Origin of the sequence: [Zimmermannella] bifida NBRC 103089 (assembly GCF_001570925.1) — a bacterium.
GTDB lineage: Bacteria > Actinomycetota > Actinomycetes > Actinomycetales > Microbacteriaceae > Gulosibacter > Gulosibacter bifidus.
The window spans coordinates 16,879-36,618 of record NZ_BCSP01000001.1 but is presented as its reverse complement, the minus strand read 5'-3'; the positions used below and the strand labels follow the sequence as shown (position 1 = coordinate 36,618).

Annotated in this window: 15 protein-coding genes, 1 tRNA gene and 3 pseudogenes; 7 read left to right on the top strand and 12 right to left on the bottom strand. The window is 62.4% G+C overall.

The genetic code is table 11. From position 1 onward, the window contains the following. Positions 1–30: 30 nt before the first annotated feature. Positions 31–777 (bottom strand): LmeA family phospholipid-binding protein, encoded by a 747-nt coding sequence (locus ZBI01S_RS00160; RefSeq protein WP_066054638.1) that lies wholly within the window; start codon positions 775–777, stop codon positions 31–33. Between the two features lie 4 nt (positions 778–781). On the opposite strand from ZBI01S_RS00160, the gene ZBI01S_RS09775 reads away from it, so the two are divergent. Then, the gene (locus tag ZBI01S_RS09775; protein WP_159421318.1) at positions 782–973 is read left to right on the top strand and encodes a hypothetical protein; all 192 of its coding nucleotides are present in this window, start codon (positions 782–784) and stop codon (positions 971–973) included. A gap of 32 nt (positions 974–1,005) precedes the next feature. On the opposite strand, the gene argS is transcribed toward ZBI01S_RS09775, so the two are convergent. Next, on the bottom strand, positions 1,006–2,670 hold the full coding sequence (argS, locus tag ZBI01S_RS00155) for an arginine--tRNA ligase (protein ID WP_066054634.1): 1,665 nt from the start codon (positions 2,668–2,670) through the stop codon (positions 1,006–1,008). A 61-nt stretch (positions 2,671–2,731) separates the two neighbouring features. On the opposite strand from argS, the gene ZBI01S_RS00150 reads away from it, so the two are divergent. Beyond that, positions 2,732–2,804: transfer RNA gene (locus ZBI01S_RS00150), tRNA-Arg, on the top strand. A gap of 226 nt (positions 2,805–3,030) precedes the next feature. On the opposite strand, the pseudogene ZBI01S_RS10055 reads toward ZBI01S_RS00150, so the two are convergent. Both ZBI01S_RS10055 and ZBI01S_RS10135 read right to left on the bottom strand, forming a co-directional pair. Then, positions 3,031–3,129: pseudogene (locus ZBI01S_RS10055) on the bottom strand (DivIVA domain-containing protein); the annotation flags it as partial. 48 nt (positions 3,130–3,177) lie between these two features. Then, a pseudogene (locus ZBI01S_RS10135) lies at positions 3,178–3,273 on the bottom strand (DivIVA domain-containing protein); the annotation flags it as partial. A gap of 415 nt (positions 3,274–3,688) precedes the next feature. Between ZBI01S_RS10135 and ZBI01S_RS00135 the strand changes: the two are divergent. The 3 genes and pseudogenes from ZBI01S_RS00135 to ZBI01S_RS00125 form a co-directional block, all read left to right on the top strand. Continuing rightward, positions 3,689–5,782, top strand: coding sequence for a TPM domain-containing protein (locus ZBI01S_RS00135; RefSeq protein ID WP_066054626.1), 2,094 nt, complete (start codon positions 3,689–3,691; stop codon positions 5,780–5,782). A 144-nt stretch (positions 5,783–5,926) separates the two neighbouring features. Further along, positions 5,927–6,664 (top strand): PspA/IM30 family protein, encoded by a 738-nt coding sequence (locus tag ZBI01S_RS00130; RefSeq protein ID WP_066054623.1) that lies wholly within the window; start codon positions 5,927–5,929, stop codon positions 6,662–6,664. An 11-nt stretch (positions 6,665–6,675) separates the two neighbouring features. Then, positions 6,676–7,038: pseudogene (locus tag ZBI01S_RS00125) on the top strand (Fe-S oxidoreductase); the annotation flags it as partial. Positions 7,039–7,249: 211 nt separating this feature from the next. Here ZBI01S_RS00125 and ZBI01S_RS00120 read toward each other — a convergent pair. Genes ZBI01S_RS00120 through ZBI01S_RS00110 form a run of 3 tightly spaced genes read right to left on the bottom strand, consistent with a single transcriptional unit; the run spans position 7,250 to position 10,256 of the window. Beyond that, positions 7,250–8,779: an amidase gene (locus tag ZBI01S_RS00120; protein ID WP_066054620.1), complete on the bottom strand. Its 1,530-nt coding sequence runs from the start codon at positions 8,777–8,779 to the stop codon at positions 7,250–7,252. 53 nt (positions 8,780–8,832) lie between these two features. After that, a complete protein-coding gene (locus tag ZBI01S_RS00115) occupies positions 8,833–9,546 on the bottom strand; it encodes a uracil-DNA glycosylase (RefSeq protein ID WP_245610502.1) in 714 nt (237 codons plus the stop codon). A gap of 5 nt (positions 9,547–9,551) precedes the next feature. After that, positions 9,552–10,256 (bottom strand): hypothetical protein, encoded by a 705-nt coding sequence (locus ZBI01S_RS00110; RefSeq protein WP_066054618.1) that lies wholly within the window; start codon positions 10,254–10,256, stop codon positions 9,552–9,554. Between the two features lie 192 nt (positions 10,257–10,448). Between ZBI01S_RS00110 and ZBI01S_RS00105 the strand changes: the two genes are divergently transcribed. Both ZBI01S_RS00105 and metX read left to right on the top strand, forming a co-directional pair. Then, on the top strand, positions 10,449–11,759 hold the full coding sequence (locus tag ZBI01S_RS00105; RefSeq protein ID WP_066055550.1) for a bifunctional o-acetylhomoserine/o-acetylserine sulfhydrylase: 1,311 nt from the start codon (positions 10,449–10,451) through the stop codon (positions 11,757–11,759). A gap of 384 nt (positions 11,760–12,143) precedes the next feature. Then, on the top strand, positions 12,144–13,358 hold the full coding sequence (gene metX / locus ZBI01S_RS00100) for a homoserine O-acetyltransferase MetX (RefSeq protein ID WP_066054615.1): 1,215 nt from the start codon (positions 12,144–12,146) through the stop codon (positions 13,356–13,358). A 90-nt stretch (positions 13,359–13,448) separates the two neighbouring features. Here the strand turns inward: metX and ZBI01S_RS00095 are convergent, their stop codons facing one another. The 5 genes from ZBI01S_RS00095 to ZBI01S_RS00075 all read right to left on the bottom strand — a co-directional run bounded on the left by ZBI01S_RS00095 (position 13,449) and on the right by ZBI01S_RS00075 (position 19,663). Further along, complete coding sequence (locus ZBI01S_RS00095) at positions 13,449–14,738, bottom strand: glycosyltransferase family protein (protein WP_159421316.1); 1,290 nt, start codon at positions 14,736–14,738, stop codon at positions 13,449–13,451. A 222-nt stretch (positions 14,739–14,960) separates the two neighbouring features. Continuing rightward, positions 14,961–16,307 carry a glycosyltransferase 87 family protein gene (locus tag ZBI01S_RS00090; protein ID WP_159421315.1) on the bottom strand — a complete coding sequence of 449 codons (1,347 nt, stop codon included), beginning with the start codon at positions 16,305–16,307 and terminating at the stop codon, positions 14,961–14,963. Positions 16,308–16,338: 31 nt separating this feature from the next. Then, the gene (locus ZBI01S_RS00085; RefSeq protein WP_066054607.1) at positions 16,339–17,268 is read right to left on the bottom strand and encodes an ADP-dependent NAD(P)H-hydrate dehydratase; all 930 of its coding nucleotides are present in this window, start codon (positions 17,266–17,268) and stop codon (positions 16,339–16,341) included. An 11-nt stretch (positions 17,269–17,279) separates the two neighbouring features. Then, entirely contained in the window at positions 17,280–18,317 is a 1,038-nt protein-coding gene (locus ZBI01S_RS00080; RefSeq protein ID WP_066054604.1) for a hemolysin family protein, read from the bottom strand. Then, on the bottom strand, positions 18,314–19,663 hold the full coding sequence (locus tag ZBI01S_RS00075; RefSeq protein ID WP_066054602.1) for a hemolysin family protein: 1,350 nt from the start codon (positions 19,661–19,663) through the stop codon (positions 18,314–18,316). Before ZBI01S_RS00075 ends, ZBI01S_RS00080 begins: the two co-directional genes overlap by 4 nt. Positions 19,664–19,740 lie beyond the last annotated feature (77 nt).

Sequence of the window (19,740 nt, the reverse complement as noted above, 5' to 3'; positions counted from 1 at the left end):
TGAACTTGCGGGCAACAGCCCGCGGTGGTGTTAGCAGCGGCCCATTTCGGAAAATGCGGTCCCGTCAAAGGCGACCGGCCCCCGACTGCGGAAGTCAATCGCAAGCTCACCGTCTTGGGTCACCACCGAGGTCACTTCGAGTTCTTTCGGGAGGTATTCCGCGAGGCAGAACTGGAACGTGAACCGGCTCGCATCCAGGTCGAGTTGCTTGGCAGCACTACCGGAACCGATCTCGACCGACTCCCCCACAATCTGCATTTCGCCGTTGCCGCGCGATTGCATTGACGCCGTAATGTCGAGGTCAAGTGTTTTGCCGAACGCGTCAAACTGTGTCGAATAGCTCACGCCGCGGTCCGAAACATTGACGTCATTGATGTCGAGTCCGGATTGTTCCGCCACCTGCGCAAGCAAATGGTTGAGTTCGGTCTCGCTAATATTCAGTGTGCCGTGAACGGCATCTGCCCCGCTCGAATCTCGGAACTGCACCCCATCGGCGTGGAGCTTGATGTGCCCGCTGACACCGTTTACCGAGAGCGATTCGGTTTCGATGTCGAGTCCCGACAGCTTGCCACCCAAAATCTCACAGGCCACACACAACCCGGTCGGTGCCGCATGTACTTGCGCGTCGACGACTTCGGGCAGGGATTTCTCGACCTGATCTTTCGCAATATTGCTCACCGCGATTCGCGCGATGATCTCGACACTGGCGAGCAGCACCAGCACAACGACGGCAGCGACAATCCAAACGGTCGAGGTGCGTCGCGAGTTCCTGGTCATCGGCGTGAGTCACCTGTTTCGTATCGGTACGGATGCGGTCTGGCGTGGTTTGACCGGCATGTGCGCGGTTACCGTCGCCATCGTCTCAGACAGGTTTGCGGGGTGGGCACTTGAACTGGGGTTGGAATCCCGTGCCGGCGAGTTCCCCAGCGGAGATCTGGCACGGCTGCGAGCGGAGGCCTCGTACGCCAGCTAGTCGAACGCGCACGAGACCCGCCGGGTCGTTGATTACATCCGTTCCGGCGCGTGGACGCCGAGCATTTCCAAACCGCTGCGCAGAACCTGTGATGCTGCCGCGTTCAGCATGAGACGGCTCGAATGTACTGCCTCGGGCTGAGCGTCTCCCTGAGGAATGACGCGCGTACGGTCGTACCAGCGGTTGTAGCTTGCGGCGAGGTCTTCGAGGTAGCGGGCCACACGGTGCGGGCTGCGTTCGCTCGCGGCCAGCTCAACGATGCGTGGAAATTCGCGCAACTGACCGAGCAGGTCGTTTTCCGATTCGTGATCGAGCGTTGCCGGGTCGAAGTCCGCGGTGGTGATTCCCGCAGCTTCAGCGTTTCGTGCAACGGCGCAGGTTCGTGCGTGGGCGTACTGCACGTAGTAGACCGGGTTGTCGTTCGAACGGCTCACGAGCAGGTCGAGGTCGATGTCGATGGTCGAGTTCGTCGAGCTGCGTACGAGTGCGTAACGAGCCGCATCCACGCCGACTGCGTCAACCAGGTCATCGAGCGTGACGATATTGCCGGCACGCTTCGACATACGGACCGGTTCGCCGTCCTTGACGAGGTTAACCATCTGGCCAATGAGGATCTGCATGTTTTCGCCGGGTACGTCGCCGAAGGCTTCGGCCATCGCCATCATGCGGCCGACGTAGCCGTGGTGGTCGGCGCCGAGCATGTAGATGCATTCGGTGAAGCCGCGGTCGCGCTTGTTCAGGTAGTAACCGATGTCACCTGCGAAATAGGTTGGCTCACCGTTCGAGCGGATAATGACGCGATCTTTGTCGTCGCCAAATTCGGTCGAACGCAGCCAGAGCGCGCCATCTTCTTCAAAGGTGCGGCCAAGCTCGCCCAGTCGAGCCACCGCCTTGGTGACCGAGCCGTCTTCGTGAACGGAGTCTTCGTGAAAGAACACGTCGAACGGCACACGGAACTCTTCGAGCTTGTGCTTAATCTCGCCGAACATGCGGTCAACGCCGTGCTTGCGGAAGCATTCCTGCTGGGCAGCACGATCGGTCGCCGCGGCAAGGTCGTCGGCATGTTCGGCCGCGACGGCGGCAGCGATCTCGTGAATGTACGCGCCACCATAGCCGTCTTCTGGTGCGGGCTCCCCCAGGTGCGCTGCCAGCAGCGACTTCGCGAAGCGGTCAATCTGGGCACCGTGATCGTTGAAGTAGTACTCACGGGTCACATCCGCACCCGCCGCGATCAAAACGCGGGCGAGCGAGTCACCAACGGCTGCCCAGCGAGCACCACCAAGGTGGATGGGGCCGGTTGGGTTTGCCGAGACAAACTCAAGGTTGATGTTGTGTCCGGCCAGCAGCTCGGTGGTGCCGAACACGCCGTTAGCCTCGACGATCGTGCGCGCGAGCTCACCCGCAGCAGCTTCGTCGAGCGTAATGTTGATAAAGCCAGGACCTGCGACGTCGACCTTCTTTACCGTGGGCTCAGCTTCGAGCAGTTCGGCGATCTCCTGCGCGAGTTCGCGCGGGTTGGTACCCACGCGCTTAGCGAATCGCATCGCGACGTTCGAAGCCCAGTCACCGTGGTCGCGGTTTCGTGGGCGTTCCAGCTTGAGGTCATCGTCGCTTGGAATGAGGTCGTGTCCGTCGCGACGGTCGAGAGCAGTGCGCGTTGCCGCGGCCAGTGCAAGAGTGAGGTCGTTGTCAGTCATCAGGTCTCTATCGTATGCGAGTTCAACCGGCCGCGAGTACTGGTACGCTTAAGCGTTGTTTGCCTCCGTAGCTCAGTGGATAGAGCGCCGGTTTCCGGTACCGTAGGTCGCAGGTTCGACTCCTGTCGGGGGCACGAAATTTCGCCGGTCGGCGAATGCAGTTTGGTCGGCGAATATGGTGGGGATGCGCTCAGCTAGCGCGTCCCCACCTTGCGTTTCGAGACACTGTTTACTTGACGACCTGAAAACGCGAAGTGGCCGAGGCATCAACCGGTTGTATCCGGATGCACTCGGCCACGTTCGTGGTGTTCTGTTGCGTTACTGCTGGTGGTCGCGTTCGTGTGCCTGGAAGACGTCAGATAGACGATCGAGAAAGGTGTCTACGTCTTCTTGGTCGTAGCCCTCGCGGAACTTCGTAGGGGTGAACCGGGCTGAATCAACTTTTTGAGCTGTCAGCAGGGGTTCGGTCGGGATGTTGCCCTGTTCATACTTGCGCAGCGTGTCGACTGCGCGGTCGATGAACGTATCGACTTCTTGTTGGTCGTACCCAACGTTGTATTTCGTTGCACGGAACTGTTCGTTCAGCACGTCATCGCTTCGCATACAGATCCTCCAATCCTGTACTTCGAGATGTTGGATCAATAGTGGAACGGCTGGCTCGCAGCACGAATGCTGGTGGCCAACTTGGAATGGCGCTTGATGTTCCATATGCGATGTTACGCACTTGCCCGAGAAATGTCGCCTATCCGGCCACAGTCAACCGGTTTGTCACCGGCTGTTTACCCGCAGGCCGCCGTGTCGAGAATTCTTGCTGCGGTCGCCGCAGGAATTCCCGAGCAACGGTTTTTGCTCGATCACGTCGCCCTTCGAGCTGGCACACATCATTCGCGGTGATGGCTGCTGTTCCATCGCGAGGACGAATCCGACGCGACGGGGCGCGCAGTACAGCTTTGCCGCATCCAAATGACCTAGTTTCGTCAGTAAGGCGCACTTTGATTGCGCGTTGAAAGGGGTAGGGATGCGTTCATCATCACGGCTGCGACGCCACGAGTCGACACTTCAGCGAGCGACGCGCACGCTGCGGATTGGCACCGGTGCGTTCGCCTTCGCCGCGGCGATTGCCACCGGTCCGCTGCTTGCTGCGCCAGCCATGGCCGAGGAACCGCTCGAGCTTGATGGTGTCGTCACCGATACGACGAACACGCTCGGCGGTCGCGACTACGAGACCGTTCAATCCGCATCCGCCGACCTGAACAACAAGACCGGTGTGACGCTCTACCTCGTGGTCGTCGACACCTTTGAGAACCCGAACGATGGCTTCGAGTGGGCCAATGCCACGGTCGCCAAGAGCCAGCTTGGCCCGAAGGACGTCGTGCTGTACATCGGCAAGGATGTTCAGAACTACGGACTGAGCGCCGACAAATCACTGGATTTATCCTCCGAAGACTTGCGCAACATTGAGAACGGCGCCATGTCGGACATCTCGAGCGGACGCTACGCCGAGGCTGCAGAACAGGTCGCGACCGATCTCGACCGCGCCCTTCGCGCCGAAGAGCTTCGCGCCGAAGAAGCAGGCACCATGACCACGATCCTGGGCGTTGGTGCTGCCGGTACCGCAGCCGTTGGCGGCACCATGTACTACGCCGGCAAGCGTCGAAAGAAAAAGAAGCACGAGGCCGAAGTGGCCCGTCGCGCCGAAGCCTTTGCCAAGCGAAGCGAAACCGCTGGCGTCGAGCTTGTGCGCATGGACAACCTCATTCGCTCAGCCGACGAAGAGCTGCAATTTGCCCAGGCACAGTTCGGCGCTCAAGCGACTGCCGAGTACGCCAAGGCAGTATCGACGGCCAAGTCCTCAGCTCAAGAAGCGTTCGCGCTGCAGGCCAAACTGTTTGACCACATCCCCGATACCGAAGAAGAGCAGGATGCCTGGCTCGACAAGATCGAGTCGCTTACGCAATCCACGGGCAAGGCGCTCAGCGAGCAGCAAGACCGGTTCGCCAAGCTGCGCGCTCGACAGGAGCAGGTACCGCAGCTCGTAGCAGCGCTTGAGGCTGCCGAGCCTGCAGCGACAACGCGGCTTGCGGGAATCGTCGAATGGGTCGCCACCCTGCCCGGCAAACTCGAAGACGCCGCAATCGCACCGATTCGCGCCGATGCCGAGCAGGCTGGCCGACTCCTCGCCTTGGCGCGCGTCGAGACGGATAACGCCAAGAACGGCTGGGCTGCCAATGACCACGGTGCGGCCGTTATTGACGTTGCCGATGCCGAAGGTGCCCTCGCGCAGGCCGACTCGCTCATGGACGCCCTCGAAGCTGCAGAACAGCGCATCCTCGACGCCCCGGCAGTGATTTCCAGCCAGGCGAAGGATGCAGAACAGCTGCTACTGCAGATCAAGCAGTTGCACCGTGCGGCGCCGGCAGTGATCGACGTGAACGAACAAGAGATCGTCGCCCGGGCCCGCACCCAGCTCGATGAAATCGCCGCGCTTAACGGCAGTTTCCGCGACCCGTTGCACACCACTTCGGTCGTTACCACGCTGCGCGACAACTTGCAGAACATCTTCACCGAGTCGCTCGGCGAGAAAGAACAGATCGAGCAGGCGCAGCGTGTGCTCACCGAAACGATGTCGGATGCGCGGGCAGAGATCGCTGTCGCCGAGCGCAAGATCAATACGCATCGCGGTGAGCTCAGCGCGGCACCGCGCGCCCGACTCGCCCAGGCGATCGATCAACTCAGCCGAGCCGAGGCGCTGACCACGGAAGATCCGGTCCAGGCACTACAGCATGCCAAGGATGCGAAGCGTCAGGCGCTGACGGCGGCCAAGGATGCGGATGATGAGATGTCCCGCTATTCGCAGAACCCGACGTGGGTAGCAGCGAATTTCGGTACCGGTAACCAGCGTTACTGGCCAGACTATGGCAATCACCGACGTGGCTACCGAAGTGGTGGCGGCGATGACCTCGCTGGCGCAATCATCGGCGGCATTATCGGTGGCCTGCTCAGCGGCGGTGGCTCGTCGCACCGCTCGTCTTCGGGCGGCTCTGGTGGCGGTGGCTTCGGCGGCAGCAGCAGCGGAGGCGGCGGATGGTCGTCCGGCGGCGGCTTCCGCTAGCAGCCGCACCGCAGCGATAACCGCCGCTTGCGCGCCCGGTTTCGGTACCGCATCCCCAACACTCAGTTCACTATTCAGATCATCCGATTACCGTCGAAATTGGCGATTCTCGGATCCCACCACCCCTCAACAAAGGAGAACCCGATGGCACAGAAGCAGTCCATCTTTGGCCGCATCACCCAGCTGGTCCGCGCAAACATCAACGCACTCATCGACCAGGCTGAAGACCCACAGCTGATGATCGACCAGCTCATCCGTGACTACTCGGCGAACATCAACGAAGCCGAAGCCGCAGTCGCACAGACAATCGGCAACCTGCGCATGATGGAAGACGACGCACGCCAGGACGAGCAGGACGCACGCGAGTGGGGCCAGAAGGCCGTTGCTGCTTCGGCAAAGGCTGAAGAGTTCCGCGCTGCCGGCGACGTCGCCTCGGCAGACAAGTTCGACAACCTCGCCAAGATCGCCATCGGCCGTCAACTGGACGAAGAGCACAACGTCAGCGCTGCTCGCCCGCAGATCGAGGCGCAGAACAAGGTTGTTGAGCAGCTCACCAACGGCCTCAACGGCATGCGTGGCAAGCTCGACGAGCTCATCCGCAAGCGCGACGAGCTCGCTGCTCGCGCCAAGACTGCCGAAGCTCAGTCGCGCGTTCACGATGCGCTCAAGTCGATCGACGTACTCGACCCAACCAGCGACCTCGGTCGCTTCGAAGAAAAGGTTCGTCGCGAGGAGGCCCGTGTTCGTGGCCAGCAGGAACTACAGGCATCGAGCCTCGACCGCCAGTTTGAGCAGCTCGAAGACGTAGGCAAGATGACCGAAGTTGAGGCACGCCTGGCTGCGCTCAAGGCCGGCAACAACCCTTCGGCAATCACCCAGTAACTCGATTGCGAATGCCAAGGCTGCTGCGCCGCGTCCTGCTTGACTCTCCCGTCTCGCGGGCCGGTTGCACCTTTGCTACGACAGTGGCGCTCTGCTACGGAGCGCCACTGTCGATCGGCAAGATTCACCGGGTCGACGGTATGTGGGTACTGCGAGGGCTGCCGAAATGGGCGTTCTCACGCGGCGGTACCTGCGTCGGCCGGGTGTACCTCACCTCGAACAATGTGAGCGGAGCCGTCCTGCGCCACGAATTGGTGCATGTGCGCCAATGGGAGCGCTACGGCATGCTCTTCCCGCTGCTCTACACGCTCGCGGGTAGGGATGCGCACACAAACCGTTTCGAAATCGAAGCCGGTCTCGAAGATGGCGGCTACGTCCGCCGCATGACCAAGCCTGGCTCGAAGTCGGGCGCGACTCCCCCGGCGGCAACTGATGGCGCCGGGCAGCCACAGCAGGCTGCGCCGCAGCTTTCCCGGCCGCGCACCCCGCTACGGCCACCGCACTGGGGCTAACTAGCCCGCGTTGTGCATCCGCCAATCTTCATGCGCCAATCTTCATATGCGCCAGGATGCACGTGCGGTCCCGCTACGACGCGTCGCCCAGGTGCCAACCCGGTGCAGTTCGCTGCACCCAGTCGAAGTGCTGCTCAAGCTCGTTGGCGAATTGCAGGAGGGTGAGCTCATCGCCGGGCCGGCCAATGCCCTGCACACCCATCGGTAGCGCACCACCACCAACGGGCATCGTGATTGCGGGCAGGCCCGCGGCGTTCACATAGCTCGTATAGGGCGTGTACTGGCACTGCTGCACGAAATTGTGTTCGCCATCGGTCTGGTCGTACCAGCCCAGTTCGCGCGGCGTCATTGCCAGGGTCGGCGTCAACACCAGGTCAAACGGTGCGTACTCGGCGATGATGTGGCGTTCAAACGCCGCCAAGTGGTTCAAGCCGCGCGCATGTTCGGCCACTGGCAGTTCTCGGCCCGATCGAACGAGCCATGCCGTTAGTGGTTCGACGTGCTCGAGGTGGTCTTCGGTGAGCGGCAGTGACGCCGCGCTACCCCGCCAAACGGCGCGAAACGCATCCACGTAGCCCGGGAACGCTGTCGGCGTGAAAGCCTCGACATGATGCCCCAACGCGGTCGCTGCCGATACTGCCCGTTCGAGCACCGCAAGTGCCTCAGGATCGCAGGCACATTCATAGGCTTCGGCCCACGGCGTCCAGGTGTTAACCGCGATTCGCAGGCGACGGGGTGGTGCACCGTTTGCTTGCAGCACGCCAAGATAGCTTGCGGGGGTTTCGGTTCGGGATGCGGGACGGCTCGCGTAACGGTAGGCGACATTCCCGTTGCCGTCGCGGGCAATCATGGCGTCCAACAAGAGTGCGGCGTCCGCCACCGTGCGCGCGAGCGGGCCGGCAACGACCAGGCCACCCGCGAATTCGTAGCCGCTGCCATCGGGCACTCGACCACGCGAAGGTTTGAGCCCTACGAGTCCGCACGCCGCGGCCGGAATGCGCACCGAACCGCCGCCATCGCTACCAGGCGCAACCGGCAGCATTCCCGCCGCAACTGCCACGGCGGCACCGCCGCTTGAGCCGCCCGGCCCGTAACAGAACTGCTCGCGCGGGTCGCTATTGCCAGTGCGCCGATCAGTCCAAGGGTTTCGTGCGACTCCACCTGCAAGCAGGTTCTCGGTGTAGCTCGGAAAGCCAAACTCCGGGGCATTGGTCTTACCCAGCGAGTTCGCGCCGTTGTCGTCGAGCGCGACGACAAGTCCCTCAGAAACGTCCGGCACGAATCCGGCCATGGCGCGGGAACCGTAGCTGGTGGGCACGCCCGCTCGGTTCACCAGGTCTTTGTCACCGATCGGCAAACCGGCCAGAACAGTAGTGTCGATGCCCGCGTCGTCACCGGCATCCGATGAGCGGGCCGCCTCACGGTCCATCGAGGTGGCCCGCTCAAGTGCCCGATCGCCATCGACCGTGACGAATGCTCGCAACACCGGGTTTGCCCGCTCGATGCGGTCGAGGTAGTGCTGGGTGAGCTCGGTTCGACTCACGTCCCGATTGCGCAGTTTCGAAACAAGATCTGTAGCGGTGCATTCGTGCAGTTCGACCATAGTGCCAATGCTAGGCCGACCGCCAGACAGCACGGTGACAAGTCACATCGCGACTACGGTGCGTCGACGCGCCAATCTATCGGGTCGCCACCCTGCTGCTGCAACAGGGCATTCGCGCGCGAGAACGGTGCCGAGCCAAAGAACCCACGACTTGCCGACAGCGGCGACGGATGCGCGGATTCGATAGCGGGCACATCACCGAGAAACTTGCGTGTTGATCGTGCATCGTTGCCCCAGAGAATCGCGACAAGCGGGCCACCGCGAGCCGCTAAAGCCCGTAGCGCGCATTCGGTCACCGCTTCCCATCCCTGCCTGCGGTGGGATGCGGGAGCACCGGGCCGAACGGTCAGCACGCGGTTAAGCAGCAACACGCCTTGGCTGCTCCAGCGGCTCAAATCGCCATGGGCAGCTGGTGGAATGCCCAGGTCATCCTGAAGCTCGCGGTAGATATTCGTGAGCGAGCGCGGCAGCGGACGCACCGTCCGTTCGACAGCAAACGACAGACCGATCGGGTGACCGGCGGTTGGGTACGGGTCCTGCCCCACGATGACGACCCGCACATCGGCAAGCGGCTGTGAAAATGCACGCAGGATGCGGTCGGCTGCCGGCAGGTAGGTGTGTCCGGCGGCAATTTCCGCGCGCAGGAAGTCCCCGGCACGGTGAAGTTCGGCATCCGCCGGGGCTAATGCCGCCGCCCAGTCCGCGGCGATTACGCCCCGCTCGGCGAGCGCGGCGAAGCCTTCAGCACGATCGGTCTGGCCCAGCAACGGATTCACTCGGCGCCGCGGGTGCCAACGGTCACGATGCCATTCGCATCCGCCGCGATTTCCCACATGCTGCCGGTACCACCGACCAGACGAATAGCGCCCGACTCAATTACCAAACTCATGCCCGCATCCAGCGCAATAACACGGTCGAGCAAGCCTGCCTCACATGCGGCAATACCGATGCCCAGGCGGCCAAGTTGCGCAGCACCGGGCAGCACCGTGATGTCGATGAGTCCGAGTCCAGTTGCCAATTGGACTTCCGACGCCACATCGGTTGAGAGGCGCGGCGCCACGGCCACGCCACCGATCTCGAACCCGTCAATAATCGCGAGTTCGGCAGCGATCGCCGCACCCGCGCCGATCCCCCAGAACGAGGTGCCGCGGTGCACCATGCCGCGAAGATCCGCGAGCACTGGTTCGAGTGCAGCCAGCGACGCGGCAGCGTCGCCGTCGGTCACCACCAGCGCGTCCAGTGGCAGCAGCTGCTCGGTGGCAACAACGCCGTCGAGTTCGATGAGTTCACAATTTCCGTCACCGAACGCCGCACGAAGCTCTGCAATCACGAGCGCCGATTCGACACCGCGAGCCAGGATCCCAATCCGCGGCAGGCGATCATCACCAGCCAGAACTTGCCCCAGGTCACGAAGCAGTCGGGATGCGATGGGTTTTGCGGATTCGGTATCGATACCACCAGAGAGCACTACGGTCATGTCGCCAATTTTCGCACGCGCATCCCGTCGGCACCCGAACGTTGGCGCAATATCCGCACCGGTCAAGTCGAAATATGACACCGCGAATTGTTCAAGCTCGGATGGTTCGGCATGATCGGAGCAAGACCACCCGCCGGTGGCGACGACGCGAAACCGTTCACGCCGACGTCACCACCAATCAGGAGGATGCGCATGACTCGCTCAACCGAACCTCAGCACTTCGAAACCCGCCAGATCCACGCCGGTGCGGCTACTGATCCGACGAACTCGGTTGCAACGCCGATTTACCAGACCACGGCATACACCTTTAACGATGCTGACCACGCCGCAAACCTCTTTGCGCTCACCGAGTCGGGCAACATCTACACGCGCATCATGAACCCCACGACCGACGTGTTCGAGCAGCGCATCGCTGATCTCGAAGGCGGCGTTGGCGCACTCGCGGTTGCCAGTGGCCAGTCGGCTGAACTCCTAGCGATCCTGAACCTCGCCGGCGCCGGTGACCACATCGTGGCTTCGTCGGCAATCTATGGCGGCACCTACAACCTGCTGCGCTACACGCTTGCGCGCACCGGTATCGAAACCACGTTCATCCGCGACCAGAACGACCCCGAAGAGTGGCGCAACGCGATTCGCCCAAACACCAAGGCGCTCTACGCCGAAACCATCGGTAACCCGTCGATCAGCGTGCTTGACATCTCCACGGTGGCCGACATCGCTCACACCGCCGGTGTGCCGCTGATCGTCGACAACACGGTGGCAACGCCGTACCTGGTGCGTCCGTTCGAGCACGGTGCAGACATCATCGTGCACTCCGCCACGAAGTACCTCGGCGGCCACGGCGCGGTCATCGCCGGCGCCATTGTTGACGGTGGCACCTTCGAATGGAGCAAGTACCCCGAGCGTTTCCCCGGTTTCACCGAGCCAGACCCCAGCTACAACAACATCCAGTACACGGATGCGGTCGGCGACAAGTTGGCGTTCATCATCAAGGCACGCGTGCAGTTGCTTCGCGACCTCGGCACCGCACTGGCACCAGCTTCGTCGTGGCAACTGCTACAGGGCATCGAGACGTTGAGCCTGCGCATGGACCGACACGTACAGAACACGCAGACCATTGCCGAGTGGCTCGAATCCCACCCGGATGTGGTGAGTGTGAACTACCCGGGCCTCGAGTCGAGCCCGTACCACGAACACGCTCGCAAGTACGCGCCGCTTGGTGCCAGCGGTCTGCTGAGCTTCGAGCTTCGCGGTGGGCGCGATGTTGGCCGCAGCTTCGTCGAGAGCGTCGGCCTGTTCAAGCACGTCGTGAACATTGGTGACGTGCGCTCGATCGCGACGCACCCCGCATCCACGACTCACGCCCAGCTGTCGCCAGAGCAGCAGCTGGATGCGGGTGTGACGCCCGGTCTGGTTCGTCTGTCGGTGGGTCTCGAGCACGTTGATGACCTCATCGCTGACATTGAGCAGGCGATCGCTACGGCAGTCACGCACGCGGAGTAACCGCAGCAGGTAGCTGCTCCCCTGCCGCCGTTGCCCGGCCCGGCTTAGCGCCTGGCAAGGCAACCCATCCAAACCACCCGCATCCGTAACCGGAAACCCGCATCCCGCAATCCGCAACCCGCATCCCGCAATCCGCGCCCGCAACCCGCGCGCAACCCGCATCCCGCAATCCGCGCCCGCAACCCGGATCCGCACAAGTCGGCCGCAACGGCACCCATCAGCTGCTGTTGCGGCCGACTTTGCACAGTACGCGGAGCGTTAACTGGGCAAAATCGGCCCGAAATCATTGTTGAGGATGCGCGCAAGCTGACTCGCGGACATGCGCAGGTAGTGCGCCCGACCAACCGCAGACATTTTCCCGACACCCCGACTAAACTCTTGGCAATGCACTGGTCTGATGATGATTTCCGAGTCAACGCCCGCGTACCGCAAGCGGGCGCGGCACATCCCCTGCGCGAAACACTCAGCCCACCCGCATCCGGTGCCTGGCGCGAAGGCGACCCGGTAGCCAATCGCCAGTTTGTCGACCTCGGCATCTTCGAATTCGAACACGGCGGTCAGGTACCGCTGCGCATGGCGTACGAGCACTGGGGTACGCTCAACGACGACGCGAGCAACGCCATTCTGGTGTTCCACGCGCTCACCGGCGACGCCCACGTCATCGGCTCCACCGGGCCCGGCCAGGCAACTGCCGGTTGGTGGCAGGGCATGATCGGCCCGGGCAAGCCCCTCGATACCGACAAGTACTACGTCATTTGTGCCAATACGCTCGGCAGCTGCCAGGGGACCACCGGACCTTCATCGATCGGCCCCGATGGCAGCGAATGGGGCGCCGGATTCCCAAAGACGACCATTCGTGACCAAGCGCGTGCGACCAGCATCCTGGCAACGGCGCTCGGCATCGACCGGTTCGCTGCGGTCATCGGTGGCTCACTCGGCGGGATGCAGGCACTCGAGTTCGCGTGCATGTTCCCCGAGCAATTGCAGCGCCTGATGATTCTGGCCGCACCACCGGCGATCGACGCCGCGAATATTGCGATCAATACGCTGCAAGCCGATGCGATTCGACTTGATCCGGCCTGGCGGGCCGGTAACTACTACGACGCCGGTGCCGGTGGCGGCCCGAGCCGTGGTCTTGCCCTCGCTCGCCGCATGGCAATGCTGACGTATCGCGGCAGCGCCGAACTTGACGACCGGTTTGGCCGCTCCTGGCAGTCGGCCATGTCGCCCACGCGCGACGGTGGTCGCTACTCGGTGCAGTCGTACTTGGATTTCCACGGCAACCGATTCACTCGTCGGTTTGATGCGAATAGCTACATCACCCTGGTTGGGGCAATGAATAGCCACGACGTTGGCCGTAACCGCGGTGGCGTCGAAGCAGCCCTGGCAACGATGACCGTGCCGACGCTGGTGCTCGGGGTCACTACCGACAGCTATTTCACGATCGCCACCCAGCACCGCATCGCCGCTGCGCTGCCGAACTCGCTTACGGGTTCCCGGTCCTTCGAGCTCGACTCCCCGTTCGGTCACGACGGTTTCTTGATCGAACTTCCGCGGGTCGGCGAGCAGATTCAGCGACTGCTCAATACCGCCGTCTAATACGGTCACGGATGCGCCGCGTCGCTCGTCGGGCATCCGTTCGGCCACTGCTTAGCAGCGCGTTACGGCAAGCACCTGCCCCTGCGCGAGCTACGCCTCTTGCTTACTTGCCAAGGTGCTCGAAGCGGTGTGCGTTCTCGACGTGAGCAGCATCCGAACACTGAGCACCAGCATCCATACCAGCAGGGCGTTTCGGGCGAACAACAACACCGCGCCGAACAGCTCGGCATGGACGACCCAGCCGTAGGCCCACGGGTAGATCCACTGCGTCAGTCCGGCCACGATGAGCCCGAGTCGGGCAATGCGTGCAAATTCGCGACCGTTCCACACCAGTCCGAGCACGATGATCGCCGCCAACCAGGCAATGAACTGGGGTGAGCCGACCTTGTTCGCGATGATGAAGCTCAGCACGATGCTCAGTGATAGTGCGGGCAGCATGCGAGCCATAGTGGCTCCGCGGTGGATGCGGATAGCGGTGACGAGAATGAGACCGATCAGCAAGACAAACATCATTGGGGTGAGCAGCGCGCCAACCGCGTCGACCCCCGGACCCAGAATTTCTTGCGTCAGAATCTCAGTTGAATAGCGAACTTCGTACCCGCCAATGCCGAGGGAATGCCCCAGCAAGAAGACACTCGAGGCCACAGATTCCAACTGCAGGCCGCGTTCATTCTGACCGGTCACGAAGCTCAGGGCGTTTTGTACGCCGGGGACGCCAGCGACAGCGGCCACCGGAAGCAGCACCAACAGGCATGCCACGATGCCGCCCGCGATGACGCGCAGGCGAGCCTTTGTCGTGGTAAACACGGCTGCCACCAGCGCTGCTGGCCAGACCTTCATCCACGCACCGATGGTCAGCCAGAAGCTGCTGGTGGCGACGCTGCGCCGCAACCGCAACAGCGCCACCATGGCGATCGGTACGGTAATGGCGTCGATTCGGCCCAGCGCGATCGGGCCCAAGAGCCAGAGGAAGACCGTCCACCACCAGGCCGCGCGGCGATACAGCTCGGTAAACCGACCGCGACGGGTAATGAGCCACCAAAGAGCCAGCGCGTTCAGCGCAAACACTTCGACCATCCAGCCGATGACAAAGAACTCGCTTCCGCCGAGCAGATGCGCCACCCACATGGGTAGCAGTGCAGCGACGGGGTACACGAACGGCTGCGTAATGCCCGGGGCGTTGCCAGCGAGCGCGTCGTCCAACCAGCCGCGATACACGACGGTGACGTCGGCATAGGGCATGTGGTTGTGAAGCGCCGAAAGCGCACCAAACGCAATATGTGCTCCGATGAACAGTCCCCAAAGCATCCGCAATTCGAATTGCGGGGTCCAACGTTCGGGGCGTTGCCCGGTGCGGAGCAGGGTGAGCAGTTGGTTCATTGCGTGCAGCACTTCATCGGTCGGGTTGGTTTCAGTCAGGTTGGTTTCAGTCAGGTTGGTTTCGGGCAGGGCGGATGCGGATCAGCTGCGGCAAGTCCCGGTGGATTCGAACACTTCGCTCACGGTTCATCGCCGCGCTGCGATAGCTTGCACAGGCGCATATGCCGTTCGTAGTGCCATTCCCCGTTACTTCCCCGCGGTCCGTTACTTCCCCGGGGTCCGTTACTTCCCCGCGGTAAGGGAAGCTCGCAGCGGCACAAACCGCCGCCGCCTAACGGGAAGCAATAGCCGGAAGGCCATCACCAGCAGCGTTAGCAGCAGGAGGTTGCGCACGCCGAGTACCAGCGCACCGGCGTCGTGAGCCGACATGACGAATTGGTACATGAATGGATAGATCAATTGCGTCAGCGCCGCGACTACCCAGCCCACGATAGCGGGGAGTCGGTAGCGACGGCCATCCCAGATCATTCCCAACACGATCGGGGCAGCGAGCCATCCGTAGAACTGCGGCGACCCAACTTTGTTTGCCGCGATGAATGTTGCCACGAGTCCCAGCGTGAGCGCTGGCAGTACGCGGGCGAATTGGCCACCGTTGCGAAGGCTCCAGACTGCCATCGCCACAAACCCGAGCATCAGGATGAACATGAGCGGGGTCAGGACGCCTGCGACGGCCGCGGTACCTGGACCCGTGATCTCCACCGTGATGATCTCGCTATTGAAGAAGATCTGATAGCCCGGAACATCGATCGATCCGAGCCACACGAACCAGCCCGCCGCAACCGATTCGACCTGAAGACCGCGACCGGTCTGCCCCGAAACAAACGAGGTGAGGTTACTGAACGCATCCGTGCCACCGACCAGCAGCGCCGTGACGATGACGAGGGCGGTCACAACGGCGCCGGCCAAGATAGCGCGCAGGCGATGTCGGTGCGCGGTTACCAGCGCGACAAACGCGGCGGCCGGCCAGACTTTGATCCACGCACCGATGGTGAGCAAGGCACCAGAGGTCGCGACCTTTCGGCGGGCAAACAGGAGTGCGGCAATCACGATCGGGATAGTGATCGCATCGATTCGGCCGAGGGCTGCTGGACCCAGGAGCGCCACAGCGATCACCCACCACCAGGCCGCCCGCAACCGCAATCGAGCGTTGAACGCGTTGGCATCGTGGGCTGCCAGCAAGTAGAGCGGCAAGCAATTGGCCAGAAAGACCACGACAATCCAGCCGACGGCGTACAGGTGTTCCCCACCGATGACGCTCGCCAGCCACATGGGCACGATCGCCAGCACCGGATAGACCAGCGGTGCGTGGATGCCCGGGATCTCTCCGCTGGCGGCTGCGTCGTCCAGCCAGCCTCGATACACGGTTGTCACGTCGTTGAATGGAATGGACTCGTGCCAGCTCGCGAACCAAAGCATGTAGGCGTGAACGCCTGCCATGGCGAGGAATATCGCCAGCGTTTCGAGCCCGCTGATGCCCTGCGGACGCCGCTTCGTCGAACGCTCCGCAGCGTCGACACCGGCTGCGCCATCGGCCGCAGGCTTCATCGATCTGTCGAAGCGTTCGTTCATCGTGCTCATGGTGTTGGAGTGTGCTATCGGGCTACTTCGCCAGTACGGCGGCAACCACACCGGGCAAGGCTTGTGCAACATCAGATGCGAGCACCGGGCCGCCGAGCGGCCCGTGGTCAAGCATCGTTGACGGTGCGTGGACGTTGTTTGGCGCGACCGCTACGCCGGCATTGTGCTGCGACGCAAGCCAACCGGCCCGAGCATGCAACCACGCGGCTGCGGCAGTTGTACGCGACAGCTGCGTCGCATCCATGTCGATGCCGTGCCCGATCTGGGACGCAATGAGCGTGCCGAGCACACCCGCAAGTACGTCGCCGGTGCCGGCCGTTGCCAGCCACGAGTTCGGTGTGCGCACGGTCGCGCGGTACTCACCCTGGGCGATATACGTGTGGCGACCCTTCAAGAGCACCGTGCAGCCGAGCAGTTCGGATGCTGCCTGTGCAGCTCCACCGCGGCTACTAGCGATGTCGTCTTCGGACCAGTTCGCCAGGCCAAGCCGTTTGAGGAGTACCGAAAGCTCGCGTGCGTGCGGGGTAATCACCAGACCCGGCATACCGGGTTCGATGAGGCAGAGGGCGCCAGCATCCACAACCGCCGGAATACCCGCGTCGACACTGTCTTGCAGCAGCATGCTGCGTTCGTCTTCGCGCGCATCCGGGATTCCGGATCCGATCACCAAGCAGTGATACGTGCCCGAACCGTGGACAACTTCGGGGCGCACCGCCAGCACGCCCTGTGCGACAGCATTTGGCCCGAGGTACCGAACCATGCCTGCGCCGGTGCGGCACGCCGCCTGAGCAGTCAGCACGGCCGCGCCGGGATACGTGTGCGATCCGGTGGCAAGCAGCACCACCCCACGGCGGTACTTGTTGTCGGTCTCAACCGGTGCCTGCACAACAGCGCGCACTTGCGAGGCGTGAACGGTTGACCAGAGGTCTGCATGCGATTGCTCGAGGATCATCGCGCCCTAATCTACCTGCGGGCAGTGGCGTCCCGCACCTCCCCTACGAGAACTTCAATAATGTCCTCCAGAAAGAGCACTCCGGTCGTCGCACCGTTCTTGGCGACAACGCGGGCCAGGTGCTTACCGGTGCGACGCATCGTGGCGAGCGCATCCTCGAGTTCTGTGCCCTCGTACAGCGACGTTAGTGGCCGCACCGCATCGCTCGAGAGCGGCGCTTCGAATCGCTCCGCCGGAATCGCCAGCAGGTCCTTGAGGTGCACGTACCCGACGGGGGTCCCGGCATCGTCCGCGATGATGTACCGCGAGAATCCGAATTCGGCGACGGCACGTTGAATGTCGTGGGCGCTAGTGGACGCGGGCAGCAGCTGCACTTGATCAGCAGGAACGGCGACTTCGCCCACGCGCTTATTCGTGAACTCGAAGGTATTGGCGAGGGTTCCGGCCTCGTCGGCGAGGATGCCCTCGCGTGTGGATTGCTCCACGATGCCGGCGACTTCGTCAAACGTAAACGCACTATTCGCTTCGGACTTTGGTGTCACGCCAAACACCCGCAGGATGCCATTGGCGATGCCGTTCAGGGCCCAGATCACCGGGGTAAACAGTCGCGAAATCAGCACGAGCGGTGGCGCCAAGATCAGTACCGCGCGATCCGGAATCGAGAAGGCGAGGTTCTTTGGCACCATCTCGCCAAGCACAACGTGCAGGTAAGTGACGAGCGTCAGCGTAATGATGAAGCTCGTCACGCCAACGGTTTCGGCAGACAACCCGGTGAGGTTGAACGGGATCTCAAGCAGGTGGTGAATCGCCGGCTCTGACACGTTCAAGATCAGCAACGAACAGATCGTGATGCCGAGCTGGCAGGTCGCGAGCATGAGCGAGGCGTTTTCCATGGCGTACAGCGATGTCTGCGCCGCTTTGGAGCCGCGCTCGGCCCGGGGCTCGATCTGTGACCGACGAGCCGAGATCACGGCGAACTCCGCCGCCACAAAAAATGCGTTTCCAGCAAGCAGAACGACGAGCCAGATGATTCCCATGATGTCGTTCATCGGTCGGCTCCGTCGTCGTTGAGTTCGCGTCGGCTCAGTTCCTCGCGGCTGACGTAGTCGCTACCGGGTACGAACTGGATGCGGTCGATGCGTCGGCCTTCAAGCCGCTCGACGCGCAGCACGCCCTCGGGAATGGTGACGGTGTCGCCAACTTGTGCGAGTCGGCCGAGTGCGAAGAGCACGAACCCGCCGAGCGTTTCGTACGGACCGTCCTCATCCAGACAAATATTCAATCGCTCGCGAAGTTCATCGGGCCGCAGGAGCCCGTCGATGCTGATGCGGTCACGCATCCGAATGACTTCGACTGGAGCGCGATCGTGTTCGTCGACGAGGTCGCCGACGATCTCTTCAACGATGTCCTCAAGCGTCACGATGCCCGCAGTGCCACCGTATTCATCGAGCACAACCGCCATCTGGTATCCCTCGCCGCGCACCTGCCCGAGCAGCGCATCCAACCCTATCGTTTCTGGCACGAACGACACGTCTTCTTTAATCGCACCAACCGGTACCGCACCACGCCGCTCACGAGGTACAGCAACGGCGTACTTGACGTGTGCAATCCCGATGATGTCGTCAATGTCTTCGTCGACGACCGGAAAGCGCGAGAAACCGGTGCGGTGCGCGAGCCCAATACATTCTTCGACGGATGCGTCGGCCGCGATCACCTGTACCCGCGGTCGCGGGGTCATCACGTCTTCGGCCGAAAGCTCGCTGAAGCGCAGCGTTCGGTTAAGCAGCACCGCACGATCGGTGTCCAGCAAGCCGACCATCGCACTGCGACGAACCAAGCTCGCAAGTTCTTCGGCCGTGCGGGCGCCGGAGATTTCTTCTTTCGGCTCGACGCCGAACGTGCGAATCAGCGCATTCGCGGAGCCATTCAACGCATTCACCGCCGGGCGAAATACGGCCGTAAACACATTCTGAAACGGCACGACCGGTTTACCCGTGACGCGCGGCAGTGACAGTGCCAGGTTCTTTGGCACGAGCTCACCAACGAGCATCGATAGCACCGTCGCAATCGTCATGGCGATAACCGTGCCGGTCGCTTTCACCCAGTCTTCGGGCAGCCCCATGGACGTAAACGCCCCACCGAGCAGGTTGCTCAACGCTGGTTCCATGGTGAAACCGGTGAGCAGCGTGGTCAGGGTAATACCGAGCTGTGCGCTCGACAGGTGGGTTGAGGTGTGCCGGAGCGCGCTAATGATTGGAGCCAGGCCACGCTCACCTGCCGCTTGGCGCTTTTCCAGATCGTTTCGATCGAGGTTGACCAGTGCGAATTCTGCGGCGACGAACAGTCCCGTGCCGAAGCACAATAGGACGCCGACGCCGAACAATATCCAATCCATAGTTGTCTCAGATCCTAGCGGAACTGGGGTTCCGGCTAACCGTGATTGCGGTGGGTGGACGCTTCGGTTACGCGCCT